30 protein-coding genes and 1 pseudogene are annotated in these 24970 nt (G+C 48.9%); 5 read left to right on the plus strand and 26 right to left on the minus strand.

Features of this window, described 5'->3' with window-relative positions; translation table 11 throughout:
* From C4N24_RS08015 to C4N24_RS08045, 7 genes are all read right to left on the minus strand, one after another.
* Nucleotides 1–494: recombinase family protein (locus tag C4N24_RS08015; protein WP_181573069.1), on the minus strand; the 494-nt coding region annotated here is incomplete at its 3' end.
* 123 nt (nt 495–617) lie between these two features.
* On the minus strand, nt 618–980 hold the full coding sequence (locus C4N24_RS08020) for a hypothetical protein (protein WP_055145343.1): 363 nt from the start codon (nt 978–980) through the stop codon (nt 618–620).
* Nucleotides 981–1022: 42 nt separating this feature from the next.
* A complete protein-coding gene (locus C4N24_RS08025; RefSeq protein ID WP_112090995.1) occupies nt 1023–3527 on the minus strand; it encodes an ABC transporter permease in 2505 nt (834 codons plus the stop codon).
* Nucleotides 3527–4207 (minus strand): ABC transporter ATP-binding protein, encoded by a 681-nt coding sequence (locus tag C4N24_RS08030; RefSeq protein WP_055145338.1) that lies wholly within the window; start codon nt 4205–4207, stop codon nt 3527–3529. Before C4N24_RS08030 ends, C4N24_RS08025 begins: the two co-directional genes overlap by 1 nt.
* A gap of 100 nt (nt 4208–4307) precedes the next feature.
* A complete protein-coding gene (locus C4N24_RS08035) occupies nt 4308–5315 on the minus strand; it encodes a sensor histidine kinase (protein WP_055145335.1) in 1008 nt (335 codons plus the stop codon).
* 1 nt (nt 5316) lies between these two features.
* Nucleotides 5317–5985: a response regulator transcription factor gene (locus C4N24_RS08040; protein ID WP_055145332.1), complete on the minus strand. Its 669-nt coding sequence runs from the start codon at nt 5983–5985 to the stop codon at nt 5317–5319.
* Nucleotides 5982–6194 carry a helix-turn-helix domain-containing protein gene (locus C4N24_RS08045; protein WP_055145329.1) on the minus strand — a complete coding sequence of 71 codons (213 nt, stop codon included), beginning with the start codon at nt 6192–6194 and terminating at the stop codon, nt 5982–5984. Before C4N24_RS08045 ends, C4N24_RS08040 begins: the two co-directional genes overlap by 4 nt.
* 401 nt (nt 6195–6595) lie before the next feature.
* On the opposite strand from C4N24_RS08045, the gene C4N24_RS08050 reads away from it, so the two are divergent.
* Nucleotides 6596–7156, plus strand: a complete 561-nt coding sequence (locus C4N24_RS08050; protein ID WP_055145326.1) for an RNA polymerase sigma factor — start codon at nt 6596–6598, stop codon at nt 7154–7156.
* A complete protein-coding gene (locus tag C4N24_RS08055) occupies nt 7153–7833 on the plus strand; it encodes a hypothetical protein (RefSeq protein WP_112090996.1) in 681 nt (226 codons plus the stop codon). The genes C4N24_RS08050 and C4N24_RS08055 overlap by 4 nt, the downstream gene beginning before the upstream one ends.
* Before the next feature lie 133 nt (nt 7834–7966).
* Here C4N24_RS08055 and mobQ read toward each other — a convergent pair whose 3' ends face one another.
* The 8 genes from mobQ to C4N24_RS08095 all read right to left on the minus strand — a co-directional run bounded on the left by mobQ (nt 7967) and on the right by C4N24_RS08095 (nt 15331).
* Complete coding sequence (gene mobQ / locus C4N24_RS08060) at nt 7967–9664, minus strand: MobQ family relaxase (protein ID WP_112090997.1); 1698 nt, start codon at nt 9662–9664, stop codon at nt 7967–7969.
* Between the two features lie 6 nt (nt 9665–9670).
* Nucleotides 9671–9901, minus strand: coding sequence for a hypothetical protein (locus C4N24_RS15160; RefSeq protein ID WP_055145317.1), 231 nt, complete (start codon nt 9899–9901; stop codon nt 9671–9673).
* Nucleotides 9902–10067: 166 nt separating this feature from the next.
* The gene (locus C4N24_RS08065; RefSeq protein ID WP_008978058.1) at nt 10068–10274 is read right to left on the minus strand and encodes a DUF3847 domain-containing protein; all 207 of its coding nucleotides are present in this window, start codon (nt 10272–10274) and stop codon (nt 10068–10070) included.
* 13 nt (nt 10275–10287) lie between these two features.
* Nucleotides 10288–10503 carry a DUF6471 domain-containing protein gene (locus C4N24_RS08070; protein ID WP_112090998.1) on the minus strand — a complete coding sequence of 72 codons (216 nt, stop codon included), beginning with the start codon at nt 10501–10503 and terminating at the stop codon, nt 10288–10290.
* Between the two features lie 515 nt (nt 10504–11018).
* Nucleotides 11019–12320, minus strand: a complete 1302-nt coding sequence (locus C4N24_RS08080) for a DNA primase family protein (protein ID WP_112090999.1) — start codon at nt 12318–12320, stop codon at nt 11019–11021.
* Nucleotides 12292–12921, minus strand: coding sequence for a CHC2 zinc finger domain-containing protein (locus C4N24_RS08085; RefSeq protein WP_112091000.1), 630 nt, complete (start codon nt 12919–12921; stop codon nt 12292–12294). The genes C4N24_RS08080 and C4N24_RS08085 overlap by 29 nt, the downstream gene beginning before the upstream one ends.
* A 68-nt stretch (nt 12922–12989) precedes the next feature.
* Nucleotides 12990–15032, minus strand: a complete 2043-nt coding sequence (locus C4N24_RS08090) for a recombinase family protein (RefSeq protein WP_112091001.1) — start codon at nt 15030–15032, stop codon at nt 12990–12992.
* Nucleotides 15023–15331: a transposon-encoded TnpW family protein gene (locus C4N24_RS08095; RefSeq protein ID WP_181567151.1), complete on the minus strand. Its 309-nt coding sequence runs from the start codon at nt 15329–15331 to the stop codon at nt 15023–15025. Before C4N24_RS08095 ends, C4N24_RS08090 begins: the two co-directional genes overlap by 10 nt.
* 153 nt (nt 15332–15484) lie before the next feature.
* Between C4N24_RS08095 and C4N24_RS08100 the strand changes: the two genes are divergently transcribed.
* The 3 genes from C4N24_RS08100 to C4N24_RS08110 are packed head-to-tail and all read left to right on the plus strand — an operon-like array spanning nt 15485 to nt 18419.
* Complete coding sequence (locus tag C4N24_RS08100) at nt 15485–16417, plus strand: sigma-70 family RNA polymerase sigma factor (RefSeq protein ID WP_112091002.1); 933 nt, start codon at nt 15485–15487, stop codon at nt 16415–16417.
* A 56-nt stretch (nt 16418–16473) separates the two neighbouring features.
* Complete coding sequence (locus tag C4N24_RS08105; RefSeq protein WP_112091003.1) at nt 16474–17382, plus strand: hypothetical protein; 909 nt, start codon at nt 16474–16476, stop codon at nt 17380–17382.
* A gap of 11 nt (nt 17383–17393) precedes the next feature.
* The gene (locus C4N24_RS08110) at nt 17394–18419 is read left to right on the plus strand and encodes a virulence RhuM family protein (RefSeq protein ID WP_112091004.1); all 1026 of its coding nucleotides are present in this window, start codon (nt 17394–17396) and stop codon (nt 18417–18419) included.
* Between the two features lie 48 nt (nt 18420–18467).
* On the opposite strand, the gene C4N24_RS08115 is transcribed toward C4N24_RS08110, so the two are convergent.
* From C4N24_RS08115 to C4N24_RS08170, 11 genes and pseudogenes are all read right to left on the minus strand, one after another.
* Complete coding sequence (locus C4N24_RS08115; RefSeq protein ID WP_112091005.1) at nt 18468–18839, minus strand: TnpV protein; 372 nt, start codon at nt 18837–18839, stop codon at nt 18468–18470.
* Nucleotides 18840–18971: 132 nt separating this feature from the next.
* Nucleotides 18972–19076: pseudogene (locus C4N24_RS15855) on the minus strand (recombinase family protein); the annotation flags it as partial.
* A 134-nt stretch (nt 19077–19210) separates the two neighbouring features.
* Entirely contained in the window at nt 19211–19402 is a 192-nt protein-coding gene (locus C4N24_RS08125) for a transposon-encoded TnpW family protein (protein WP_005946147.1), read from the minus strand.
* A 12-nt stretch (nt 19403–19414) separates the two neighbouring features.
* Nucleotides 19415–20254 (minus strand): ATP-binding protein, encoded by an 840-nt coding sequence (locus C4N24_RS08130; protein ID WP_112091007.1) that lies wholly within the window; start codon nt 20252–20254, stop codon nt 19415–19417.
* A complete protein-coding gene (locus tag C4N24_RS08135) occupies nt 20251–20991 on the minus strand; it encodes a phage replisome organizer N-terminal domain-containing protein (RefSeq protein ID WP_112091008.1) in 741 nt (246 codons plus the stop codon). The genes C4N24_RS08130 and C4N24_RS08135 overlap by 4 nt, the downstream gene beginning before the upstream one ends.
* Nucleotides 20981–21175 carry a hypothetical protein gene (locus C4N24_RS15645; RefSeq protein WP_006573562.1) on the minus strand — a complete coding sequence of 65 codons (195 nt, stop codon included), beginning with the start codon at nt 21173–21175 and terminating at the stop codon, nt 20981–20983. Before C4N24_RS15645 ends, C4N24_RS08135 begins: the two co-directional genes overlap by 11 nt.
* A gap of 174 nt (nt 21176–21349) precedes the next feature.
* Nucleotides 21350–22969, minus strand: coding sequence for a relaxase/mobilization nuclease domain-containing protein (locus tag C4N24_RS08145; RefSeq protein WP_174235869.1), 1620 nt, complete (start codon nt 22967–22969; stop codon nt 21350–21352).
* Nucleotides 22941–23339 (minus strand): plasmid mobilization protein, encoded by a 399-nt coding sequence (locus C4N24_RS08150; RefSeq protein WP_174235870.1) that lies wholly within the window; start codon nt 23337–23339, stop codon nt 22941–22943. The genes C4N24_RS08145 and C4N24_RS08150 overlap by 29 nt, the downstream gene beginning before the upstream one ends.
* A 439-nt stretch (nt 23340–23778) precedes the next feature.
* On the minus strand, nt 23779–24204 hold the full coding sequence (locus C4N24_RS08160; protein ID WP_005921288.1) for a hypothetical protein: 426 nt from the start codon (nt 24202–24204) through the stop codon (nt 23779–23781).
* 42 nt (nt 24205–24246) lie between these two features.
* Nucleotides 24247–24444 carry a helix-turn-helix domain-containing protein gene (locus tag C4N24_RS08165; RefSeq protein WP_005921293.1) on the minus strand — a complete coding sequence of 66 codons (198 nt, stop codon included), beginning with the start codon at nt 24442–24444 and terminating at the stop codon, nt 24247–24249.
* Complete coding sequence (locus tag C4N24_RS08170) at nt 24422–24880, minus strand: RNA polymerase sigma factor (RefSeq protein ID WP_023921375.1); 459 nt, start codon at nt 24878–24880, stop codon at nt 24422–24424. Before C4N24_RS08170 ends, C4N24_RS08165 begins: the two co-directional genes overlap by 23 nt.
* Between the last annotated feature and the right edge of the window lie 90 nt (nt 24881–24970).

Consider the following 24970-nt stretch of genomic DNA (forward strand, 5'->3'; position numbering starts at 1 on the left):
AAAATGCGCTTTACGACTTCGGATGCCACCGGATCAACAACAAGTGTCTGCTTGTCGTTCGGCAAACGGTTATATCCATACGGAATAGAGCCGCTGCAACGTTTTCCATCTTTCATCCGAGCATCGAACACAGCCTTGATTTTATTACTCGTGTCTTTGGCATACCATTCGTTCATAATATTCAAAAATGGAGCAAAATCATTGTCTGAAGCATTGTTGCTGTCGATGCTGTTGTTGATTGCAAGGAATCGGACGTTTTTCTGTGGGAACAGAACTTCCGTATAAAAACCGACTTGCAGATAATTTCGTCCTAAGCGGCTCATATCCTTCACAATAAGCGTTTCGACATTTCCTGCTTCTACCTCTTTTATTAGAGATTGAAAGCCGGGACGATTGAAATTCACACCTGAAAAGCCATCATCTGTAAAATGGCGGATGTTCTTAAAACCGTTCTTTTGGGCGTAATCTTCCAGATATTTCTTTTGAGATGGAATTTGTCAAGGGGCTTTTCTGCAAAACACAATGTTTCTGAAAATAGCGTTCAAAATATATGCAGAGCCGTTAGTCCGCAAAGGATGCGAATTATCGGCTCAATGGTTTTCTTTTATTTGTAATCATTACTTTTCCAATTCCAGATATTCTTGTCCCATGAAGAAGATTTTCAATTCGTTTTGATCTACTTCTATCTCAAATTCTACACTACTATTTCCCTGTGTAACACAGATTATATCCGAGTAAGAAAAACTATAATATGCGTCACCGCAGGATAGACCCGAATCGGGCATATCTTTACTCACAGCAAGTTCCCCGTTTTCTTGAAAGGTAAATATCTCCTCAGCATTTGCATCCTTCCATGTGCCAATAATATCTTTTTCGTTCTGAATGCGATTTACTTTACCAACACATACAATGGCAAGTATAACTGCACCAACAGTCAAAGCAATGCCTGCAACTCTCTTTACCAGTTTCTTTTTACGCAATTTCTATTACCTCTGTTTCAGTTGCTTTGTTAGATTGAATGATTACATATTGCTCAATTTCAGTTCCTCTACAATTTCCACCTTTGATACGCTTCTAACAGCAAACAGCATAGCGATACATACCATAGCGCCGACAGCCATAACTGCAAGAGCATAAATACCGCCGTTCATATAAAAAGCAAATGGTGTCATACCCGACGATATGAAGTAGTAGATAGCACAATGAATCAAAAAGCTCACAGGCAACGCAAGAACCAATGCTTTTACGCCGTACAAAACAGCTTCGAGCAATAGCGTACATTTTAATCCTTTGGCAGTCATACCAACAGAACGCAGAACAGCAAATTCGCTTCTTCTCAAATGAATCGTATTCGAGATAGTGTTACAAACATTCAAGCTGATAATAACCGTCATCAGGATCGAGAACAGGCAGATTACCAGTTTTGCAATCGTATATACCTGTCTGGAATTATTCGTTGCGGCTGCAATGTCCACAGTTTGCGGAAATCCTCTGTCAGCCAGACATTCCATTGCTTCTTTATGCTGTGCTGTCTGTATTCTCATTTCCACATAGGCGTTATCATCTATCAGCCAGTTAAAATAACTTAAAGGCACGATGAGGACAGCTCGATCTCTCACAAACATGGATTGGATATTTGCATTTTCTTCTGAAACGATTTTTTCCACGATAATCGGCAAGGCATCCTCGGATGCCCCCAGCGGAATGATTTCTGTTCCCGGTTCAATAAGAAACGGTGAGCCTGCAATTACCCGATTTTGTGCCGAATTATAGTATCCCATAGTCTGATTGAGCAAAATTCCATGATTGAAATTTGTCACATCCAGACTGAATCCATTTTCATCGCAAAAAGAGACAAAATGTTCTTCGTCCAATCCTACGACATATACCTCTGCTTTCGTACCATTGATAAAATATCCTTGCATATCAGGATTGATTTGTTCCTGCGAAAATTCAGCGGTCATATATCGCTGAAAAGAATAGGAAACATCCGCAGTGATATTTTCATCCGATAATGCCCCGATTGCGACAGGAATATCTTTGTATTGAATCATCGAAATCACATCAGTATAACAGGAACCGTCCTCCTTCATATCCAAGGATGTCTGATAAAGCATAAAATCAGAGAAACTATATAAGGAAAGGGCAATTACCACCGACAAGAAAATAGAGCCGGTAATCGCTCGGAAGCGTTTTGGATTACGCTTAATATTTTTTGCTGCTAACGAACCATAAATGCCAAAAACCAAAGAAACGATTTTTCCGTCACGGAATTTCTTTCTTGATACCGCATTGTTAGACTGGCGGATCGCTTCAATAACTGTAATTTTAGCTGCTTGCTTCACAGGCTTTCTACTTCCGAAGTACAAAGAAGCAATGCCGGATAATCCGCTGACGAGCAGGATCAATCCGTTTACCTTCAAGGACAGTTCTACGATGCCAAAAGTGAATGTTTCTCCAAAAGCTGCCCTGACCACACTTAATAACAGAGCAGATAGCAGGATACCAACAACCAATCCAAAGGGTATGCTCACCACTCCCAAAAGGAAGGCTTCTAAATATACGCTAAGGCGTTTTTGCCCTTTTGTGGCTCCAATACTGGATAGCATTCCCATCTGCTTAATTCGTTCCTGTAAGGAAATGGAGAGGGCGTTGCTGATCATTGAAGCAGATGCAGCCATCAAAAGACAAACGACCATGACCACCAAAGCAATCAGTTTTGCAGCTCCTTTACCCCCGGTAATTCCATGATAGACTAACAATTCCGAATGAAACTTTGCTACATGACTGTCTACTGCCGCAGCCACTTCTTCGGCTTCTGTATAGATCGAATTGGATAAATTCTTTGCCTTGACATACGCAGCAAAATCGGATGCCGTTTTGTCAACACCTGCAAAGGCATTATAGTTTGCTGCGATTTTTGAGTCATTCACATCTGACAGAATACCAACAACTACATACGCTTTCTCTTTTGTTGGAACGAAGCTTTCTTCTTCACCCCTATAATTTGTCAGCCCGGAAAGCTGGGCATTATATTCATCCCAAATTCTTGAACCAAGAGTTAAAGAAATCGTATCTCCAATCTCTGTATTCATGTTGTTTTTCTTCAAAAAAGATTCTGAAATAACAATCTCATTTTCATCTTGCGGGAAACGCCCTGCAAGCAAATACTGATTTAACGAAAATCTTTGGGTAAAGTTCTCGTCAATCTCGCCAACGGAGAGCATTGTACTGTTGGATTTCTCCCCGTAAAAACTGTTTCCGGCAAAGCGGAGAAGCGAAACTTCGCCTACATTGTTTTGACTATATAGCTCTTGAACCTGCTCCCAAGTCAAATCCTCCATGTAGTAGTCATAATCGCCACCATACACTTTTTCTTTCTCTTTCAAAAAATCAACCAACGACCATCCCCCACAGAGAATAGCGGTTATCATACTGATTGACAAAAGAATGGTTAAAAGTGTGAGTAGGGTACGCTTTTTATTCGACAACAGATTCCTGAGTGTAAGCATGAAAATCATATTCATCAGCGTATCACCTCATCCCTCACAAGTCTGCCATCCTGAATTTCCAGAATACGGTCTGCCTGCATTGCGATTTCACGGTCATGGGTAATCAGGATCATTGTCTGGCGATAGACTTCATTGGATTCACGCAGAAGTTTCATAATATCCCTTGTGTTCTCCGTGTCCAGATTTCCCGTCGGCTCATCCGCAAGGATAATCGCAGGTGCGTTAATCAACGCTCGTCCGATTGCCACTCTTTGTTGTTGACCGCCGGATAACTGACTTGGCAGGTGCTTTCTACGCTTTACCAGTTTGAGTGTGGATAGCAGTTCTTTCAAACGCTCCTGATTGATTTTACGCCCATCCAATCGAATCGGCAGCGTGATATTTTCCTCGACAGTCAAAACCGGGATCAGATTATAAAACTGATAGACAAGCCCAACCTGCCTTCTTCTGAATACAGCCAATTCATCTTCATTTTGCTCATAAACATCCTGTCCATCCACAAATACTTTTCCCGAAGTCGGTCTGTCAACACCACCTAAAATGTGCAACAGGGTAGACTTGCCAGACCCAGATGCTCCAATGATTGCAACAAACTCTCCTTTATCGACGGAAAAAGAAACATCTGACAAAGCATGGACAGGAGCATTGTCCATTTCATAGGTTTTGCAGATATTCTCTACTCTTAATATCTCCATAAAAAGTTCCTCCATATATTTTTGCAATTCAGTATAGCAAAGCCAAGTGACTGCTTCATTACTTTTTCATTACAAAAATGTCACTTAAAAAGGGGCTGCATTAAGCAGTCCCCCGATAAAAGCAGATTTCAAATTTTGCACCGCCTGACTCCCGATTTTTCGCTTGGATGACACCACCCTGATTGACAATAATCGTCTTTGCCAGAGCCAACCCCAAACCGGCATTACCGATTGTAGAGCCACTTCCTTGATAAAATCGGTCAAATAAATGGGGGATGTCTTTTTCCTGAAAACCTGTTCCGCTATCCTCTATAATGATCTGTGTCAAAAGAGGTCTTTCTATTGCCTTGATTTCGATAGTGCTGCCCTCTGGTGAATGTTCGATACAGTTTTTGATTACATTCCCCAAGGCTTCAGCAGTCCAATCAGTATCAAGAGATAGTTTTAATTCTGCCGGAATCACTTGCGTGATTGTCTGCATTTTTAATTCTGCCGCAATCTCCAGAGGACGAATTGCTTTTTCTACCACATCTTTTAAGTATACCGCCTGTGGCTTTAGAGTAATCGTTCCTGCATCCAGCTTGGATATTTTCAGAAGTGTGGCTATCAGCCACTCCATTCTTGATAAGAGCATAGTCTGTTCGCGGATCAGCTCATACCTTTCTTCGTCAGTCAGTTCCTCATTACACAGAGAAGCATTTAAGATATTCAGCGATGTCAAAGGTGTTTTTAATTGATGTGAAATATCGGCTAAAGCATTTGCCAAATTACCTTTCTCCATTTTCAGAGCTTCTGCCTGTTCAATAAGCCGTCTTGTCATCTTGGATATTTCATCATGTAAAACAGATAACTCACCTTCTTGAAACTGCCCAAAAGAAATTTTTTCATCTCCATGTAACAGCCTATCAATATGCAAACTAAAATCAGCAATTTTCTTGTATCTCTGATATGTGAAAAAGAGGGAAACTGCACTGGATGAAATGATAGCCGACAGAACAATCCACACAGCTTTGCTATCAACGATAATGCCAATGCCGCCCCAAAATAGAATAAGAATACTGCTGACAACAATTTGCCTTTTAACTTCTTTATTTCTGATAAAGTCCATATCAACCCACCTTATAGCCAAGCCCACGAACGGTAATTATGATTTCCGGCTCCTGCGGATTGGTTTCAATTTTGTCACGTAGCCTTTTCATATAGACAGTCAATGTATTATCATTGATAAACTCCCCGGTAGTGTCCCATAAAAGCTCCAACAATCTTCTGCGAGAAAGGACAATACCTTTGTTACGCAAAAAGACTAACAGCAACTTATATTCCATAGCAGACAACAAAATCTCTTTCCCATTCTTTGATACGGTTGCTTGATTTGTGTCCACAACTAAGTCGAGGTAACTGATAATGTTTTGTGTGTTCTTAGTTCTCCTTAATACGCTGTTGATCCTTGAAAGCAGTTCTCTTGGTCTGAACGGTTTGCTGATATAATCGTCAGCCCCCATATCTAACCCAGCCACAACACTATATTCATCATCAGAAGCCGTTAAGAAAATAACTGGCATAGTTCCTCTTTCTTTAATTGCAGAACAAACAGAAAAACCATTTCCGTTTGATAATTGAATGTCCACCAAGGCTATATCGTATTGGTCGCTATCCAATTTTTCTATTGCTTCTTTTTGACCGGGAGCATTTTCGATTTTGAACCCTTCATTTCCTAAATAGTCTGATAATGAGGATACGATACTTTGGTCATCCTCCACTAATAACAATTTACTCATCGTGTGTTCTCCTTGTTGTCAGCTATAAATTCATTTTTATTTTGTTTATATCTTCCATCAGCCGGCTTTTGGGCATCTTGGGGAATTAGCCATGCACGAGGTAGCCGAACAATTCCATCAATGCGATTCTCCTCACACAGCTTTTGAACACGACGCACCGATATTCCCCAAAGTTTAGCCGCATCCTGTACTGTCATGTATTCAAACATAGTTTACCTCCGCATCAAATAGTTATATATATTATATACGCACAAACGAACAATATCAATGGGCTGTTTGTAAACACTTAAACACTAACTGTGTACGAATTAACTCGGCGCTAACAATTTCCGTCATCCTGTTTCGGATATTATTTATTTTTCCACCCAACCCATTCTGTCCGGGCAGCTACCTTTAATTTTTTGTTACGCCTCCTCTGCTGCGAGCAACTCTACCAAAACCGAAGGACCATATTTTCAGACTGCCGAGCGACCTCGACTGGTGCCAAACGATTTTGCTGAGGCGATAGAAAATAGAATTGCAATGTACTATAATAAAGGTGTGAAATTTTCCCTCGCTTCTGTAAGATTGTCCGCCAGATCCATAGTACATAGGTGAGGAGGTGGATACCTTGTTAGAGGATGTGAAGATCATTGAACTGTTCTTTGCTCGTACTGAGCAGGCAATAGCTGAACTTGCTGCAAAATACGGTTCAACTTGCAAAAGAATTGCAAACAACATTTTGAAATGCGAACCCGACGCAGAGGAATGTGTAAATGATACATACCTTGCTGCGTGGAATGCAATTCCTCCAGAAAGACCTGACCCACTCAGAACCTATATTTTTCGTATTACCCGCAATATCGCTACCGCAAAATACCACGCAAATACTGCACTAAAGCGAAACAGTTACTATGATGTTGCACTTGATGAGTTGGAAGAGTGCCTAACTTCTGCATCTACTATTGAACAGGAAGTGGATGCAAAGGAGCTGTCACAGGAAATTGATCGTTTCCTTGACAGCTTGGATCAGGAAAGCAGGGTTATGTTTGTAGCAAGGTATTGGTACTCAGATAGCATTACAGAAATTGCAAAGAGGCTTCGTACAACAAATAACAATGTGTCTGTCCGCCTTTCCCGAATCAGAAGCAAACTTAAAAATCATTTACAGAAAGCGGGGTATGATTTATGACACGAAAGAACATCTCTGACGCCGTTGGTGGCATTGGTAGCCGTCATATCGAAGAAACGGCGAGTTATCAGGCAAAGAAACAAAAAAGCATTTGGCTGAAATTTGGGGCAATTGCTGCGTGTCTCTGTCTAATCGTGGTGGGAGTGTTTAGTATGGGATTATTCGGCAAAAGTACAGAAACAGCTACATTAGGTGATGGAACTACCATATCTTTCACTAAAGCAGATACGGTAGCCTCTGCTCTGAGTTTGAACTTGCAAGCACGAGCATTGACCAAAGATGAGGTTCAGACTATTTTCGGTGATCTTCCGATTTCCGGAGATGCCCTCTTTACCTTGGACGATGTAGCATTTGTTGGCTTTTATGGTCATTACAGCGATATGAAATTTGTTGTTTCGCTGTCTGGGAACAATCTTATGGATACTACCGTAATTGGCAAGGAAAATGTATCTATGGTTGGAGATACGCCAGTTAAAGCTGGCTACTTCGTTACAAATGCAAACAGCGAAGGAATTAAGACTGTGATCTATTACGCCTATATCACATTTGATAACTATTCCATCTATATCGAAAATGCAGGCGGAGAAAGTGAAAGAGAGGCTGTTCGAGCGGAACTGATGGCAGCACTTGATAAGTTGTTGGAAAACTCTTTTGATTTTTCACTTGTAAATAAGTGATAGAATTCGATTAAATATTGCAAGCACCGGTATGGAAAACCCATACCGGTGCTTATTTTACGCTTGACGTATAGGGATTATCTCCATCCCCCTATGTCACAGACTTCACCTGAAGTTTCAACCTCCAGCACTTTTAACGTTCCATATCTCTGTTTTTCATCTTACGCTCAAGCCGCTCCGATCGCCGCCTTTGCCGCAGTTCTCGATCCATTGTCTTTTCCTGTGCATATTCGTCAAGATAGCCAGACACATCCCGTAGGCCACTCTCCATCAACCACCAACTGAACTTGTCGCCATAAGCCGCTTCAATGCGTTGGGCTGCTGCTTTCTCTCTGTCAGGTCGAAGTGCCTTCCGCTCCAGATAAAGCTGCAAGGAATCAAAGCCGGAAGCTTGCTCTTTCAGCTCGGCATACTCAGACAATGCAGCCTCCAGCTCTCCGGCATACTTATTCTCCTGCGCCTCAAGCCGTTTGAGATTATCTTCATAGCGGTCAATCTGGCGCTGGAAGGTATCGCTTGTGGCGTCCTCTGGGTATTCCAGAGAATGAAGCAGCATAGCCTTTTCGCTTTTTAGCTCCTCTAACTTTTCCGTCAACTCGGCTATTTTGGAGGCAAGCTCACGGTGCCTGACAAAGTGGATCGCAGGAAGGGATTTCTTTTCAGCCAGTAGGGACTTCCGTTCTTTGGTTGTTTCCTTTATCTGCTGCACAAGGGAGCGGTACTGTGCCAGATTTGGCTTCAGAATATTCAAGGCACCGGTCATCTGTTTCTTGCTGCTGCGGATATGCCCTAACTGATAGCAGAAGATCAGCATATTTTCCCGCAGCTTTTCCAACGCTTCTGCAATAGCGGGCAGCGTGTTCTTCACCGCCTCCGTAATTTTCTTGAACTGCGCCTTCAGTTCCCGCAGGAGCCTGTTGTCCGCCTTGATCTGACGGTTGAGTTCGCACCTGTCGGACACGATACCTTTCTGTTCCAAAGCACGGGCAATCACGCCCTCGTGGATGGTGGGCTGCTCGTCAATGCCTCGCTCGACAAAGCTGCGGTGGTCGATGCGCTCCTCATGACCGTATCGCTCCAAATATTTGTTTGTCACATCTGCCCATGCTTTGCGCCAGATAAGGAGCTGTTCCTCGCTGTTCCAGCGTTCAGAAATGGGATTCTGTCTCCCGTATTTGGTGCTTTTGGGATACTTGCTGGCACGCTCATATCCATGTTCCTCAGCTGCGGATGGTGTCATATACACTTTCTTCCTGCCTACCTTGTACTGGTACTGTTTCTCCCATCCGTCAGCCTGTGCAGCCTTAAACTCGGCAGCGGTAAAGCCCCGTTCCTCACCGTCACGGCTGCAGAGATATTCCTTCTCCGTTTTGTATTGCCATTTGCCGCTTTCATCAAGCGGGCGCACCGTCAAGAGAATGTGGGCGTGGGGATTGTGACCGGGTGGATCGGGATCGTGGATCGCCGTATCGGCGCACATCCCATCTGCGACGAATTGATTCTGTACGAAATCCGTCAGCAGCGTTTGCCATTGTTCTGGGGACAACTCCATGGGTAAGGCTACCACGAACTCACGGGCCAAGCGGCTGTCCTTGGTTTTCTCGTTTTCCTCCACGGCGTTCCAGAGCACTTCCCGGTCTTTCCATGCGGGCGGGGCCGTGTCCGGCAGAAGTACCTGCTGCCAGACCAGCCCTTGCTTTCGGGTGTAGTCGTGCTGCACCCCGTCATAGTCATTGAGGATGTGGGAGCAGCTGAGATAAGCGGAGGCTGCACAGGCGGAGCGTCCGGCTCCCCGGCTGACCACCTTTGCCTCCAAGTGGTAAATTGCCATTTGCGTTCACCTCGATTCGTATTTTGTGAGGGGGTGGTAAAACGCCACCCCTTGGTTTCTGTTTCTCTTTGCAAAGAGAAAATGGGCTGCATTGCTGCCCATATCTGCGATAAAGCTGCCGGTGGCAGGTTTTCGCAGGCAGGAGGCGGGCAGAGTATCTGCCGGATTGGTGCGACAAGCAGCAATCTCTGCATCAGCAGAAGCGCCGACTGCACAGGGAATGCTGACTTGCGGCATTTCCTGCCCTCTCTGGAGAAGTGTCCGATGGACAGTTCGTGAAGAGCGCACGAGCCCGACCAACGGAAGGGATACCACCGCCTGCTTCGCAGGTGGTGAGTAAGTGCGCCCTTCGGGAGAAAAAAGAGGAAGGCCCCCGGTTTCCCGGAGACCTCCCATCTGAAATTTAGATTTCTTTTCCCAGCTTCCGTGAAAGATACCCCTCCAGCGCAGGCAGCTCCATCGTCCGCACCTCCGGCAGCACCTTTTCCAGAATTGCACCCTCCTGAATGAGCCTGCGAGTGCGGGCTTTTCGCTCCTTGACGCGATCCCGCGCCTGTGCTTCCTCCAATCGGTGCTGCGCCTGCAACAGCTTCTTTTCCGTATCCGTCATGTGAACATCCTCCTCACTTCCGCCTCTGCCAGACGATCTCATAGCCCAGTGCGTCGGCAAGCTGGACAGCCTCGACATAGCGCAGGGACTCCCGCTGGAGCTTGTTTGAAAGGTTGGAAACGCTGTCAGACCAGCCGTGTTCGTCCCGCAGCAGATCGACCACCTCCTGCATGGTCATGCCCTGACGGACGATGTACGACTTGATCTCATTTCTCAGATTGGATTTCATCAACTTTTTACCTCCATATTTTCGTGATATTGGTTTTTGAGTAAGTGAACTGTGTGCGCTTTGCGGTGAAGAATCTGCCGTGCCGCAAATCCGCTCAGATTTCCGCCCGTGATGCCCTGTTCACAACTGCGCCCTATCGGCTTCATCGTTCTGTGTGAGAACATACGGAATGGCAGGATATGCCACAGTCCGGTACAGCAGCTTCGCATTTCGGTAAATCACCGGATGGTGCATCGTGTTCGACCTGCGGCGAAAATCTTCACGGATTTCACAAGCATTGATTTTGAAGCCGCTAAATTGAGCCGCCAGTGTACGGCTCGGTACGGCAAAGTCTCTTTGTGTACGCTTCTGTACGCCTGTTTTGCGTACCAGCCGTCGGTTCAGCGGCAGATTTTACACTCTGCCGTGAAATACTCCACGGTGCACACAAGCAAAATGGTTTTTAAGAATGAAATCAAAAACAGCCGTACAGGGTGTACGGCGTGTACGGCAATTTTGAAGTCCATTCCTCATTTTTAATACGGCGGCGGATTGACCACCTCAATGCCCATGAACCCGCGCACCCGCTTGCCGCCGACATGGACGTTGTTGGTGGCCTCCACATTGTAAAGCCGCTCATTTTGTGCAAGCTCGGAGCTGACGCGGTTGGCAGACATGGGCTTCTGCGCGTTGTCGTCGCACCATCTTGTATAGGCTTCATAGATCGCCTTGGAGCTGGCTTCGCTGTCTGCCCGAAAGCGGATATAGCCCTCGGATTGCAGAAACTCGATCACATTGTTGCTGCTGCGCTTGACCGTCTCCATATTTTCTTTGGCTTTTCCCGAAATGCTGAACTGATAGTTGTTGCCAATCAGCCGGTGCAGCCCCTCCAGACACCAGAGGAAGATGCCCTCCTTTTCCCGCAGCAGCTTATCCACCAGAAACGGATCGTCCGCTCTGCCTGCGGGCCGGTCTTTGGTGGTCAGCACGATCTGGCGGCGAAAGAAACCGTCGGACTTGTCGTGCAGGGCGGTGAGCGCACCGTTGCCGAAGCAAAGAAAACGCACATAGAGCTGGCTTTGGTAGCTCTGAACACCCTTACGCTCCATGTCCATTTTGCACTCGGAGGTCACGATGGATTTGATGTAGTTGGTCTTTGGCAGGGCGCTCATGTCCATATCGTCGTCCACCATCAGGAGCTTGTTTTCCAAGTCTGCACGGCTGAACCGGTTGCTCTCCACCTTTTGGATGCTGGTGGTATTCATGCTGTCCCCCAGCAGCGAGCGCATGACAAGACCAATGCGGCTTTTGCCCTCGCCGCCCTTGCCGATGAGCATGAGCATTTTTTGCCCCTTGGTGGTAGGCAGCAGGCAGTAACCGAGAAATTCCTGCAAGGTTGGAATGTCCTCCGGTTGCAGCAGCTCCGATAGGAATTGCAGCCACTTTTTCGGAGTGGGTGCGTCTGGATTATAAGTGACGGTGAGACGATTGTTGCAGTAGCTCCTGTCTGTGGAAAAGCTACCGTCCATGAAGTACGTTCCGTTGGCAACATGGATGCGGTCGGTTTCAATGGGCAGCGGCGGCGAATAGGCTTGCAGCTTGATGCTGGCAAGCAGATTCGCAACCGTCTTGGAAAGATTGGCGGTCAGCACGCCGGAGATTTCCTCCAGAATGAGATTCCCAATCTGCCCTTCATCCTCAATCAGCCCGTCCACGGTGAACAGCCGCCCACGCACACATTTCATGGGGTGCTTGTCCAAAAACTGTTGACAGAACAGCACCTCGTTGATGTGCCTGCCATCGTACCACTCAGGCCACGTCTGCGGTGTCATATCCATCTTCCAATTCCTCCTTGTGAATTTTCTCTAACCTCCGTCGCAGCCTGTCCAGCTTTTCGTCCGCCATCTGCTGCTGAATTACTTCGGCACGTTCGTGAGAATCCCCGGCGCACAGAATATCTAAGTAATACTCTGTCCGGTCGAGTTCGTGGCAGGCTCCTACAAACCGTGCGTGAACAGGCTTGTCAGGTGACTGCGGCGCATACTGCACCTTCCAGTCCCGCAGGACACGGGCATAATCGGACAGAACAGAAAGGCACAGCCGCTCGTTTTCCCTGAGCTGCTGTGCTTCTGTTCGGATGCGCTTTGCGTGGAGCGCCGCTGCGCTGGGCGGTTTGTCCGGGGTAAGGTGAAAGTCTGCTGCCAGACGCTGCGCCGCCTCATAGAGCGGCAAGCCGAACAGCCTTGCAGCAAAGTCGATCACATCGCCATGTTCCCCGCAGGCAAAGCAATGGTAGTGATCGTCTGCCACATATAAGCTGGGATACCGGTCATTGTGGAACGGGCAAAGGGCCATGCCGTAATGGTTGACCTCCACGCCGTACCGCTCCGCCGCCTCCCGGCAGCTTACGCCGTATTTTACAATTTCGAAAAGATTCATTGTTCCTCCATTTCTGCACAAAACGGCGGCCTGCCCATTAAGGGACAAGCCGCCGTTTGCGTCTTATCTTATGCTGTTTTCGTTTCTTTTTCGTTCTTAGCGTCTCGCAAGGCTTTCTTCCGTGCGCCCTGCCGCTTGATCTGTGCCTGATAACGGCAATCGTCACCGCAGTATTTCACATCTGCCCTCGTTGTTGTAAACACCCTGCCGCAGTTCTCACAGGTACACGCCCGGCTGCGGCTCTCCGCCGCCTCCTGCCGGTAGAATTTCGCCCGGCAGTTGGGGCCGCAGAACAGGGTGTTTGTCCGCTTGGATGCAAATTCCTGCCCGCAGCACTTGCATGTCAGTGTAACCGGAACGCCAACCGTGCGCTCTCCGGACTTCAGCTTCTGATAGCGCTCCCGGCTACGGATGCGTTCTTTCTTCAAAAACTCCTGCCGCTTGATTTCCTCCTCGCTCAGCTCTGTGACAGGCAGCTCAAACCGCCCGATGAACCGCAGATGGATTTCTACCTCCTGCACCCGGTCGCCGTCGATCTTTTCTGGGGCGTGGACGATAATCTTCTCCACGAACTCGTTGATCATGGGCGTGGTCAGCTCGGAGAAGTCCGTATAATTCTTTGCCAGCTCCAGAAACTGCCTGGCTCGGTCGGTGTCCTCCGCAAAGGCAGACATCTGCGTTTCCATTTCGGAGACGGATGCTGTCAGCGCTTTCTGCTCCGCCTCATATTCTGCCAGCAGAATGTCAAACCGCTCGCCGGTGATACGACCGACGGCAAAGGATTCATAGAGCTTCTTGATGATGGTGTCCAGCTCAGAAATCCGCTTTTTCTCCTTGTTCAGCTTCCGCTTGGTTTCCTTGGTGGCTTCCGCCTGGCGCAGCTGGGAGGCGGAGCGCACCTTCTCCAGAAAAGCATCTCGGTCAGAGATGGCAAAGGTGCTGGCAGCCCGGATGGTTTCCAGAATCAGCTCCCGCAGTACTTTGCTGCGGATATAATGTCCTTTGCAAGCATGGGTGCGTTTCTGATGTGCCAGCGTATAGGTGGAACAATCGTAAAAGTCCGACGGATAAGGATTGTTCTCCGTGCCGCCCCTTGAGCGGTGATTCATCATCTTTGCCCCGCAGTCGGCACAGAACACAAGCCCTGTCAGCGGATTGGCCTCGCCCAGCGTGTCATGCCGCCGTGGTGTTTTCCGCAGCTTCTGCGCCAGCTCCCATGTTTCTGCGTCTACGATAGCTTCATGGGTGTTCTCGAAAATCAGCCAATCCTCTTTGGGATTCATTACGGCATTTTTATCCTTATAGGACTGCTTGTGGGAACGGAAATTCACCGTATGCCCCATATACTCCGGCTTGGACAAAATCTGCCCAACGATGTAGCCGCTCCAGTTATAGGGGTTGGGGAACTCCTCCTTGCTTTTCCAGACGCCTTTATTCTGCTTGCCAAAGTAGACCGCAGGCGTGTCGATCTTGTCATCGAACAGAATGCGGGCAATATCGTAAGGGCCTTTACCCTCGATGGTCAGCTGGAAGATACGCCGCACCACGGCGGCAGCTTCCTCGTCGATCAGCCAGTGATACTTGTTCTCCGGGTCTTTCTTGTAGCCATAGATGGCGCAGTTGGTGGTGGGCTTGCCGGATTCCCCTTTGACCCGAATGGCGGTTTTCTGCTTGCGGCTCAGGTCACGAAGATACCATTCGTTCATGATGTTGAGGAAGGGCGCAAATTCGTTGCTGTTCTGATCGTCGCTGTCCACGCCGTTGGCAATCGCCACAAAGTGGACACCGTGCTGCCGGAAGAATACCTCCGTGTAAAAGCCGGTTTGCAGGTAATCACGACCGGCCCGGCTCATATCCTTGACAATGACATGGGCAACCTTTCCGGCCTCGATGTCCGCCACCAGCCGTTTCCATGCGGGACGGTCAAAATTACCGCCGCTCCATCCGTCATCGGTATAGTGGCGGCAGTTGGCGTAGCCTCTCTGCTGGGCATAGCTTTCGAGGTATTTTTTCTGATTCACGATGGAGTTGCTATCACCAGCATTGTCATCGTCACGGCTCAGCCGCTCATACAGAGCGGTGATCTTTTCCTCAGTCTGTTTCATGCGCATTCGGCGCTCCTTTCAGACTGACGGCTCATTTGTGGTGCTTCCATTATACCACAAGTACCGTCATTTGTAACCCCCTCATTGCGGATCATCCGCAGAATCTTTTCCTCCATAGTCTCCGCTGCTGTTTCGCTGAATGCGACCCTTACCTTATAGGTGGTGCCGCCGATGCGCCGAATGATGAACTGTTCCTGTTGCGTTTGCTCCATAGGCTTCCTCCTTGCGTAATTTGCTGGTTTTTGATATAATAAATCCGGTTCCGTTGGCTGTAAGCCAACTGCGTCTTTGCGCTGATTTTCCATACTTGTTTCTCCTTTCTTTCCTCTGTGTTTTAAGAAAGTAATCTTAGTAACTTGCGTTTAGATTACCCTTTCACTAATAGGAGAAAAACGGGGTGTAAATCGGAACTGTTTTTGAGAAAAAGAAAAATATTTTTTCGGGGAGGTGAAGCTGTCGTGGAACCATGGGAGGATGAACTGCTGTGGGAAGATGATTTTTCCGATGAGGAAGAAGATGCCGAGGAGCAAATAGAGGAAACCGGCCTTGAAATGGATGCGGACGGCTTTGCCGATTGGGAGGATTCGTCTGACACTGCGCCGGTGGATGAGACACTGGAGGAAGCGCTTGCAGAGGAACGCACGCTGGAGCTGGAGAGCGAGCTGGAGCAGGATGAGCATCCCAGAAACTATGCCGCCGAGCTGGAGGACGAGGAGGAAGAAGCCGCGCCCACCAGTGAGAAACGGCTCAAGCGGGAAATTCGCGCAGAGGCTCTGCGGCGGCTGGAGGAAGCAGCCCGGACGGAATCAGATTTTCTAACTGTAGTAGACGAGTGGAACAAGCTGGACAGAAACCGGGAGCGCCGGGAACGTGACCACGAAAACCTGCGTGGAGACGTGCCGTTGGAGTTTCAGGCTGTACCTGATCCAAAGATCGCTCCCCTCTGGATGAATCTGCCGAGGTTCCGCCAGCTTTGTCAGGGAAATTTTCTCGACATCATCTTCTCCTGTCCCTACGAGCTGCACCAGCTGACTTCCAACCGTTTTCTCTCCAAGCTCTTTTTCACACTCAGTGATGAGCAGAAGGAGGTGCTGTATTACCTGTTCGTTAAGCAATACAGCACCACACGGCTTGCCACCCTCCGCGGGCAGTCCGACCGAAACATCCGAAAGCTGCGGATGACCATTCAGAAAAAGCTGCAAAGGCGGATGTATGAGCATCTGAGCGAAAAGCTGGAAAAGGACTACAGCATTACTCTGCGGGAACGCGAGTTCGTGGAGGAATATGAAGCACTGCTGCAAACCATGGGCAAGGATGCCGTGATCCGCCGGGAAAACAAAACCAAACCGAGAAAAATGAAAGCCGCCCTTGACGATGACAAGGACGGTTGATACAATAGTAATATAGTTAATATATAGTTGGATTACGAGTTGAGAGGAACAGCACCATGAAGAATCTCTTTGAGCAGTCCCGCTCCCATTGGGTGCGGTATGACCGCTATGAACTGAAAACCGCCGCAGACGGCAAGCGGTACATCACGCCGGGGAAGAATGCCAAGCCTGACATCTATAATCCCTTGAAGGAAGCGTCGGGAATCGTGCTGGATGCACTGAATGTGGGTATGCTGATGATGAACCGGCAGCCAGAGGACGAGGTGCAGAAGGCTATCTTAGAGTTTGTAACCCATTACGGCCTGCTGGGTCTGATGACGGCGCTACCCACTACGCCGTCCTTTATGGATTATGAGGCAGTCTATCTGCCGAAAAACCATTTCATCAAGGCAGAATCCATGGAAACCGAAGACTATCTGGCACTGTTCTATCCCTTTGACCAGCTGGATGTGGTGAAACAAGGCGTTGAATCCAGTTGGAGCGTGTCCGGCGACCGAACAATGGTGGCGCTGACCATGACCTTTGCGGACGAACCTATGGCGAAAACCATGAGCTTCCAGCGGGAGTATGCGGAAGCCTATGACTGGGTAGCACAGCAGTTCAAGGATTGGGCGTTCACGCTGACCACCTCTGTTTTGTACTATAACGACTACGACAGCATTGACGAGGATACAAGAAATCTTTACCGCAAGGGCATGGCTGCCTTCGGCGGCATTGCGCCCAGCTATCATATTGAGCTGCTGGACAAGCCGACCATCTATTGGGACTTCCATTCGCTGCTGCTGGGCATCCAGATGATGTTCAGCTTCCTGCTGGTGGACGGAGAGAAACCCCTGCGGCTGTGCAAGCACTGCCAGAAGGTATTCCTGAGCAGCCGCTCCAATTCCGCATTTTGCAGCCCCCGGTGCAAGAATCAGTATAATGTCTATAAGAGCCGGGGAAAGAAAACCAGCGAAGAAGATTGAGGTGAAACGACATGGCAGACGCCAAGAAGGATAAACTGCAAATCCGCAACAGCACAGTGGATTTCCTTGTGTTCACGAAAGATGCCCATGAGGATGGCATTGAGGTACGGGTACAGGATCACGACGTTTGGCTGACCCAAAAGGCCATTGCACAGCTTTTTGATGTAGACCGGAGCGTTGTGACAAAGCATCTGAAAAATGTATATGAAAGCGGTGAATTGTCCGAAGATGCAACTTGTGCAAATTTTGCACAAGTTGCGGATAACGGAAAAACCTATCACTATAAGTTCTACTCTCTGCCCGCCATCATAGCCGTAGGCTATCGGATCAATTCCGGCAGAGCCACGCAGTTCCGTCAGTGGGCAACCAAGGTGCTGGACACCTTCACCAAGCAGGGGTATGTGCTGGATAAGAGCAGGCTCATCAATGGGCAGATTTTTGATGAGGACTACTTCGATCACCTGATTTCCGAGATTCAGGAGATTCGGGCCAGCGAACGGCGCTTTTACCAGAAAATCACGGACATTTACGCCACCGCTGTGGACTACTCTCTCGATAGCCAGACCACAAAGGATTTCTTTGCCACAGTTCAGAATAAGATGCACTATGCCGTCCATGGCGGCACAGCGGCAGAGGTCATTATGGCACGAGCCGATCACACCAAGGAACACATGGGACTGACCTCATGGAAGAATGCTCCTGACGGCAAGATTGTCAAGGCAGATGTGTCCGTTGCAAAAAATTACTTATCCATGGATGAAATGCAGGAACTGAACGAAATCGTCACCATGTATCTGGACTACGCCACCCGGCAGGCCAGACGGCATATCCCTATGACCATGGCAGATTGGGCCTCCAAGCTGGATGCTTTTCTGCAATTCAACGATGCAGAGATTCTGCAAAATAAGGGAAAAGTCACCGCTGCCATTGCAAAAGCCTTTGCCGAAAGCGAGTTTGAGCAGTACCGTGTCATTCAGGATCGGCTGTATCAGAGCGACTTTGACCGGCTGGTAGCCAGCACGGAGCAAAAGAACTAAAACGCAGAAACGCCCGTTATCGGCCATGCGGCCAATAACGGGCGTTCATCATTCATATACAAGTTCGGTCAGGACAATTTCCTCTGCGCGGCTGCGGATGCTGTTCATGCGGCGCACCCATTCCATTTGATCGGCAGCTTTGAGTGCTTCTGTTACGCCTTCCTGCTTCGCTATTGCAGATACGATGATTGCCATGCGCTCGTTGCAGGCTTGGTCGATCTCGGCAAGGTGCCGATGCAGCGTTCCGCTTGTGAGCAGGTTTGCGTAGAGAACAGGACGATGTTCTTTCAGATAGCTGCGGCGCATACGCCCATACTTGCCAATCTGGTATTCCGGTTCGTCCGGCAGCGCAAGGTTCGGGATGAGGTAATCGCCCTCCTGACGGTAAGTGCCGCCCATTTCCTCAAATAGAGATTTCATATGAATCAGCTCCTTTTTGTGTTGATTTCCAGCGGTTATAAGGTGTTTTTACTCCTTTCCTACAACTGCTGTTCCATTCACCACAAATGAGCCGCAGTCATATGTATTAGGTGGCAGAAACCACCCTTTACATATTAACTCTTGGTTGGAAATGGAATTGCTTTCGCCTTGCAGCTCGTCCTCATGGGATAGTCTTGGATAAAGGGCAGTGATTTTCTGGGTGGTCTGTCTTAACATAAAATCCTCCGTTTCCGACAGCCAGCCCCACTATTCCGTATTTCGATTATACCACATGGGGCGGCTGTCTGTATAGCGGCTTCTGCTTCTTTACCGCCCGGTAAAATGACGATTTTTCTGTGCGGCTTGTAGCGTTAGGGCGAAAGCTGGGCTTTGTGTCCTGCGGCTGCTTCCGCCTCCAGCACTTTCATCATCTTATCGGCTGCGGTGTCGGTGGTATCTTTTTTGAAAAAGCCGGAAACGACAAGGACGGTGTTGCCCATGCGGATCTCTGTCACACAGTCCGGGCGGCGTTCCGGGGTGGTATTCTGCTTGTTCTCTGCCATAGGCAACTCCTTTCATTTCATCAATTCTTTTAGTCTGTTCAGCTTGGCTTGCGCCGTTTCACGGCGGAAGTTTTCTCCCGTAAAGAGGATAGGGGCGCACATTTCCAAAAGGCGGTCATAAATCCGGGCATGGGCGGTGTCCAGCGGATTTTGCAGGCTGTCCAATGTCAGATTGGTGGTAACGATTAAGGGCTTGCGGCTGCGGTAGCGGCTGTCAATCACATTGTAGACCTGTTCTAAACCGTACTCTGTGCCGCGCTCCATTCCAAAATCATCAATGATAAGCAGAGAAAAACGGCAAAGACGCTCGATATACTCGTTGCGCCCCTCAAAGCTGGCGGTCAGGTCATTCAAAATCGCAGAGAAGTTCGTCATGCGGACAGCGACTTCCTGCTCCATGAGGGCATTAGCGATACACCCGGCAAAATAGCTCTTTCCTGTGCCGACCTTGCCCCATAGCAGATAGCCGATATTTTCCTCGCGCATGATTTCCCAATGCTCCACATAGAAGTGTGCAATCTCCATTTGCGGGCATTTCCTGTTGTCGTTGGCGAAAGTCCATTCCTGCATGGTAGGATTGGTAAATCCCCGGCGTTTCAAGTCCTCCACGGTGTCAAGGTGCTTTCTGCGCTGTTCGGCGGCTTCACGCTCCAAACGCTGGGCTTTCTGGCAGTCACATTCTGCCGGGTGGCGGTCACGCCCAAACAGGGCGGCTTGCTTTTCCGGGAAGTAGGCTTCTTTCGGAGTGTGACACTTGCCGCAGTAAAGCAGTCCGTCCTCGCCCGTGTAGTCCTCCGGCTGTGGGGTAACAGCCGCCATATTCAAAACTCGTTCTGTAAACAGATTACTCATAAGCTCTCGCCCTCCTTGCAGGTGTATTCGGGTATGCCCTTTTTCGGGGCAGCCTTTGCGGTATCGTCTGCCGCCCATCTGCGGATAGTGGCGGCGTGGTTTTTATATTTCTTGCCCGTGGACGCGATATAGCCGGAAAGCCGCTCAATGTAGTACGCCCATTTTTCGGGCAGCTCCGCTTGCAGTTCGGAAAGCTCCGTATCAGTCAGAAATACATTCTCATATCTGCCATAGCTGCGGGCGAGGGCTTGTCTCTTTAACTCTCCCTCTTTTTCTAACTCTATATCTATCTCTTTCTTTATCTCTATCTCTGGTGGACGAATGTTGGACAAATGTCCGCCATTTGTCCGCGGCGGCAAAAGTGCCTTATTTTCAAGCCTTGCGGCGCGTTTCCGTTCCGCTTCGGTAGAGGATTGACCGATCATCAGCTCGATGTCGGTCATATAAAGCAGCCCGCAGTCAAGCTGCTCCACAAGCCCTAACTGCTGGAAGATGGCTAATGCCCGTTCCACCGTCCCGATTTGGTGACGGGTCAGCGTGGCTATCATCTGGGCGGTATAGGGGATATGCTCGTCAAGCTGCAATCTGCCGCCATTTTTCAGCGATTTTAAGTACAGCTTCAAGAGGATATTGGAATACAAAATCCCGTCTTTCATGTCCTCCAACAGCACAATGGAATCGCTGTCGAAGAAGTTTTCTTTCAGTTTGAGGTAGTAATATTTGCGGTTATCTGCCATTGGCGGTGTCCTCCCTGTGTTTCCATCTCTTAGAGAAATACCGGGGGCAGAGGACGATAATCGCCCGGAAGCTCTGCTTGCAGCCGTGTGTGCAGCCCCGGCAAAGGTCATTGTAGGTAATACGGTTTCGGTGGTTGAGGAAAAAGCTCCATTCCAACCGCCGCTTTTTGCTCATGCGTGGCATTTCTCGCTCCTTTCTGCCGTTTCCGCTGGTATAAGCGGATAGGTCGGTAAAAATGTAGTTTCTCGGTGTCATTTTCGGGGATTTCCTGCGCTGTGCGCCCCGTTTCAAAGGTGGGCAGTATTGCGGATAGGGTGCAGGGCATATCCCCGTTTTGGTATCGTTTCGGGGCGGTTTTTAACGCTCATGTTCGTGCTTTTTCTCTCTGTCTTTCTCGCCTTGCAGGATTTGAGAAAGATTGCTTTTCACGGTATGCAGCTCCTTGACACGGGCTTTTTTCTCCCGGTATTCGTTGTAATGGGCGTTCTTTTCGGCGGTAAGCTGCTCGATTTCCGCTTGCAGGGCTTTATGGCTTGGCAGCTTGGAAACGCCATGCGCCCGAAAATAACGGGTGGCTGCGTCCGCTATGATAAAATCGCTTTCGTGCCGTTCCCGGTAGGCGCTGCGGGCTTTTTCCGTTTTCTGCGCTTTCAGACCGTCACGGGCAGGCTTGGTCTTGGCATAGGCAAGCACCTGTGTCTGAAGTTCCTTTTTCTCCCGGATAGCAGCGTCCAGGGCTTTCAGCTTGGCGGTGCTGTCCTGTAAATCCGCATTGGCGGATACAAGGGCTGCGTCCAGCTCCTCCGGCGAATAGCCGTACTGCCCGTAGGCGGCAACGGTAGCCGCCATTTGTTTCAGATTGTGGACTGCCGCCCAGCGGTCATAGCCCGCGCCCTTTCCCTCCGCTCGCTTCGCTGCCCGGTCAACCATGCGCTGAATACCGTCCTTTTCCGGGGTGGTTTGGACAGCTTTTTTGCCCTGCAAACGCTCCCTTATGTTGCGGGGGTATTCGGGTACGGTTGCGGTCTGCTCGGCGGCTCTGTGGGCGTTCTGTTCCAAAAGGGCAAGAACGGCAGTGCGGTCAAAATCATCTCCCAGCTTGCGGGCGGTAATGGGCTTTGTCCTGTCCGGCGTGAGGTAGGATAGCCGCCCTCGGCTCTCCTTGACAGTCACGCCCTGTTGCAAGAGAACGGCGGCGAACTCGCCATAGCTTGCGGCAGAGGACAGCGCGGTGCGTATGGCCTGCCGCAATTTTTCCTTGTCTGTTTCAAACTTCGTGGGCTTGGCTGGCTGCTCCTCGGCTGGCAAGGCGGCAGCTTCCTTGTCCAGCTTTGCCTGCCCTTTCCGCTGCGCCCAATACTCATGCTCGGTAATGCGGTTTTTGCTGCCATGCAAAAGGTCGATTTGATAGAGATTTTCCCGGTGGCACAGCTCCATGACTTCGGCTTTGAAGTATTCCATCGCCGCGTCTGTGCAGCGGTGTTTGCACCCGGCGCGGGTGTCTGCCGGTCTGTCCATATAGGGCAAGAATGGAACTTCGGCTATCCGCAGAGAATTGATAACGATATGCACATGGATATTGCCGCTGTGGTTGTGTCCGTCCGGGTGGGTGCAGACAATGGCTTGGTGTCCGGGAAAATGCTCGGCACAGAATTTCTCGCCCAATGCCTGCGCCCGGTCTACGGTCAAGCCGTTGTCCGAGCCGTCCCGTGGGTCAAAGGAAATGATATAGTGGTGGCTTTTCACATCTTCCCGCTTTTGATTTTTGCCGTAGCGGAGATTGGAGCGCATACACGCAACGGCAAAATCTTCCTCACCGCAGTTCAGCGTGGCTATTCGGTAGTCCTCCCGGAGAATAAGCCGCCCGTTTTCATCAAGGGTGGGCTTCATGGTAAACTCGTCATGTTCAAAGGTGAGGTACTGTTCGGCTGCGCCATAGTCCGCATTTTTAGAGCTGATATGTTTGAATGTTGCCAACAGCGTCACCTACCTTTCGCAAGACTTCAAACTTCAAGGCAGCAAGGTCAGAAATGGCGGCGCGGACTTCAACGGACAGGGCGTTGCATGGTGTGCCGTACTCGTTGAGGGCGCGGGCAATCTGATTGAGGTTGCCGCCGATTTTTCCGTATTCGGCGGTCAGCCTGCCAACGGCAGACAGCAGTTCATCATTGACCGGGGAAACGGTAACGATGGGGCGAATGGTCGCCCGTGTAATGGCTTGCCGGATAAATTCGGCTTGGCTCATGTCATAGTGTTTCAGCCGCTCGGTGAAGTCGGCGTATTCTTCCTCGGTCATGCGGGTTTTGACCACATGGCTGCGGTGGGGCGTGTTGTATTTTTTCTTCAAGCGTTGACCTCCTTTCTCGCCCGACAGGGCGCATGAGCAGGGTTTGGGGAAGGCACTCCCCAACAAGATTTACCAAAGGGGCAAAACCGCAGATATGCGGATTTTGGCACCGTGGTAGAATCTTGCTCTAAAAAACTACCGCTTTCCTCGGCGGCTCTGGTTTGCGGATATACTGGCTTGCTCCACCAATATAGCGATTGCGGCGGCGTGTTCTGCCCGCTGTTCACCACTACAACGGTGAAAAGGGGGCGTTTTGGCAAACGCAGCGAAAATTTTTTTATTTTCCCTGTCTGCTCCCTACAACAATCCGGCGGTGTGGTTTGCCAAAGATTTTTGAAAATGGGCGCAAAAAAAGCAGTAAACCTTTTCAAGATTTACTGCTTATCTGCCGCTGTGATGGGCGGCGGTATTAAATTGTCAGCCGTTTTTCAAATGGAATTTATCTGCAATCGCTTTCTTTCCGCTTTCCAATTCCTTTTCTGTAATCTTCCATAATCCTAACGCAATGATCTGCTATCTTTTGCATTCCGAGTTCTTCAAAAAAGGCAATTTGTATTTTCATCAGTTCTTCACAAACAGTCAACTTCTGCTCATCCATATTGCTAATAGCAAGCCATGGGAACGCTTTATATTTCTTAGTGTCCCCAATGAGAAAATTGTACCCTATCAACTCATTTTCACGGAAAACGAAATAGAATTGTGGGCCTGAACCTGGAACTGACTTTTCCATAATTTGCTGCATTGTTCTCACGCCGCCGTATGCCGGAAAAAAACCTATTCGCTCAAGAGCATTTAATATGTCAATCCTTTTATCTGTGGGTATGTCTCTATAATTGATAATCTGTTCCATTTGCTCTACCCTCATTGAAGTTTAATTTGTCAGGCTCTAATTATACAACTTTTCTGTTTAGCGGTCAAAGCGGAACTTCAACAGGCTTTCTATCAGTTGCCTGACGATATGCTCCTGCATATCCGTGTTAATCTGTCCGTCCATTTTCGCACAAGAGCGGACATATCCCGCATAATGGGATAGGACGGCGGCAACAGCTTCCGGGTCGCCCTCGCTTGCCTTAACGATTGTCTCATAGGGAAGTAGCTGGCTCATAGGACAAACCCTCCAACTCTGCCCGTAACCGCCGTAAAATCATCTGAATACGCCGCCCGGTTGTGTTGCCAGCCCGTCCATATCTCCGTCCAATCTCCCTATGCGTCAATCGTTGGAAGTAGTACAAGAAAATGATTTCCTGTTCCATCTGTGATAGTGCGGACAGGGCTGCGGCAAGCTCTGGACTTTCCAAAAGCACCATCTGACCACAGACGAAAAGCGGATAGCTGGTCATGCCGGATTGCTCCGCAAAGTATTTATCTGTGGTACTGAATGGATAGTGTTTTTCTTCTATCAGATATTCAAGCGAGATTTCCCGCTTGCGGCGGCTCCGTATGCTCCGGGCTGCGTCTATGGCAGCGTGGCGAATAACAGTCTTGCAAAAGGCATCGTGTGTATGCCGGATATGTTCTTGATACTTTTCGTGTTCGGTCATGGAAAATCCCCCTTTCTGAATAATGGCAGAGGGCGGCAGCATCTTGTGCTGTCGCCCTCTTGATTACCGAACAGCAAAGACGGGCGGGGC

This window comes from Faecalibacterium prausnitzii (assembly GCF_003287405.1).
GTDB lineage: Bacteria > Bacillota > Clostridia > Oscillospirales > Ruminococcaceae > Faecalibacterium > Faecalibacterium intestinale.

Excerpts from the sequence above, each read along its gene's own strand:
- C4N24_RS08025 (WP_112090995.1), bottom strand. The coding sequence starts at position 3,527 with ATGAATATGATTTTCATGCTTACACTCAGGAATCTGTTGTCGAATAAA.
- C4N24_RS08030 (WP_055145338.1), bottom strand. The coding sequence starts at position 4,207 with ATGGAGATATTAAGAGTAGAGAATATCTGCAAAACCTATGAAATGGAC.
- C4N24_RS08035 (WP_055145335.1), bottom strand. The coding sequence starts at position 5,315 with ATGGACTTTATCAGAAATAAAGAAGTTAAAAGGCAAATTGTTGTCAGC.
- C4N24_RS08040 (WP_055145332.1), bottom strand. The coding sequence starts at position 5,985 with ATGAGTAAATTGTTATTAGTGGAGGATGACCAAAGTATCGTATCCTCA.
- C4N24_RS08045 (WP_055145329.1), bottom strand. The coding sequence starts at position 6,194 with ATGTTTGAATACATGACAGTACAGGATGCGGCTAAACTTTGGGGAATA.
- C4N24_RS08055 (WP_112090996.1), top strand. The coding sequence starts at position 7,153 with ATGACACGAAAGAACATCTCTGACGCCGTTGGTGGCATTGGTAGCCGT.
- mobQ (WP_112090997.1), bottom strand. The coding sequence starts at position 9,664 with ATGGCAATTTACCACTTGGAGGCAAAGGTGGTCAGCCGGGGAGCCGGA.
- C4N24_RS15160 (WP_055145317.1), bottom strand. The coding sequence starts at position 9,901 with ATGCCGCAAGTCAGCATTCCCTGTGCAGTCGGCGCTTCTGCTGATGCA.
- C4N24_RS08065 (WP_008978058.1), bottom strand. The coding sequence starts at position 10,274 with ATGACGGATACGGAAAAGAAGCTGTTGCAGGCGCAGCACCGATTGGAG.
- C4N24_RS08070 (WP_112090998.1), bottom strand. The coding sequence starts at position 10,503 with ATGAAATCCAATCTGAGAAATGAGATCAAGTCGTACATCGTCCGTCAG.
- C4N24_RS08080 (WP_112090999.1), bottom strand. The coding sequence starts at position 12,320 with ATGGATATGACACCGCAGACGTGGCCTGAGTGGTACGATGGCAGGCAC.
- C4N24_RS08085 (WP_112091000.1), bottom strand. The coding sequence starts at position 12,921 with ATGAATCTTTTCGAAATTGTAAAATACGGCGTAAGCTGCCGGGAGGCG.
- C4N24_RS08090 (WP_112091001.1), bottom strand. The coding sequence starts at position 15,032 with ATGCGCATGAAACAGACTGAGGAAAAGATCACCGCTCTGTATGAGCGG.
- C4N24_RS08095 (WP_181567151.1), bottom strand. The coding sequence starts at position 15,331 with ATGGAAAATCAGCGCAAAGACGCAGTTGGCTTACAGCCAACGGAACCG.
- C4N24_RS08105 (WP_112091003.1), top strand. The coding sequence starts at position 16,474 with ATGAAGAATCTCTTTGAGCAGTCCCGCTCCCATTGGGTGCGGTATGAC.
- C4N24_RS08110 (WP_112091004.1), top strand. The coding sequence starts at position 17,394 with ATGGCAGACGCCAAGAAGGATAAACTGCAAATCCGCAACAGCACAGTG.
- C4N24_RS08115 (WP_112091005.1), bottom strand. The coding sequence starts at position 18,839 with ATGAAATCTCTATTTGAGGAAATGGGCGGCACTTACCGTCAGGAGGGC.
- C4N24_RS08125 (WP_005946147.1), bottom strand. The coding sequence starts at position 19,402 with ATGGCAGAGAACAAGCAGAATACCACCCCGGAACGCCGCCCGGACTGT.
- C4N24_RS08130 (WP_112091007.1), bottom strand. The coding sequence starts at position 20,254 with ATGAGTAATCTGTTTACAGAACGAGTTTTGAATATGGCGGCTGTTACC.
- C4N24_RS08135 (WP_112091008.1), bottom strand. The coding sequence starts at position 20,991 with ATGGCAGATAACCGCAAATATTACTACCTCAAACTGAAAGAAAACTTC.
- C4N24_RS15645 (WP_006573562.1), bottom strand. The coding sequence starts at position 21,175 with ATGCCACGCATGAGCAAAAAGCGGCGGTTGGAATGGAGCTTTTTCCTC.
- C4N24_RS08160 (WP_005921288.1), bottom strand. The coding sequence starts at position 24,204 with ATGAGGGTAGAGCAAATGGAACAGATTATCAATTATAGAGACATACCC.
- C4N24_RS08165 (WP_005921293.1), bottom strand. The coding sequence starts at position 24,444 with ATGAGCCAGCTACTTCCCTATGAGACAATCGTTAAGGCAAGCGAGGGC.
- C4N24_RS08170 (WP_023921375.1), bottom strand. The coding sequence starts at position 24,880 with ATGACCGAACACGAAAAGTATCAAGAACATATCCGGCATACACACGAT.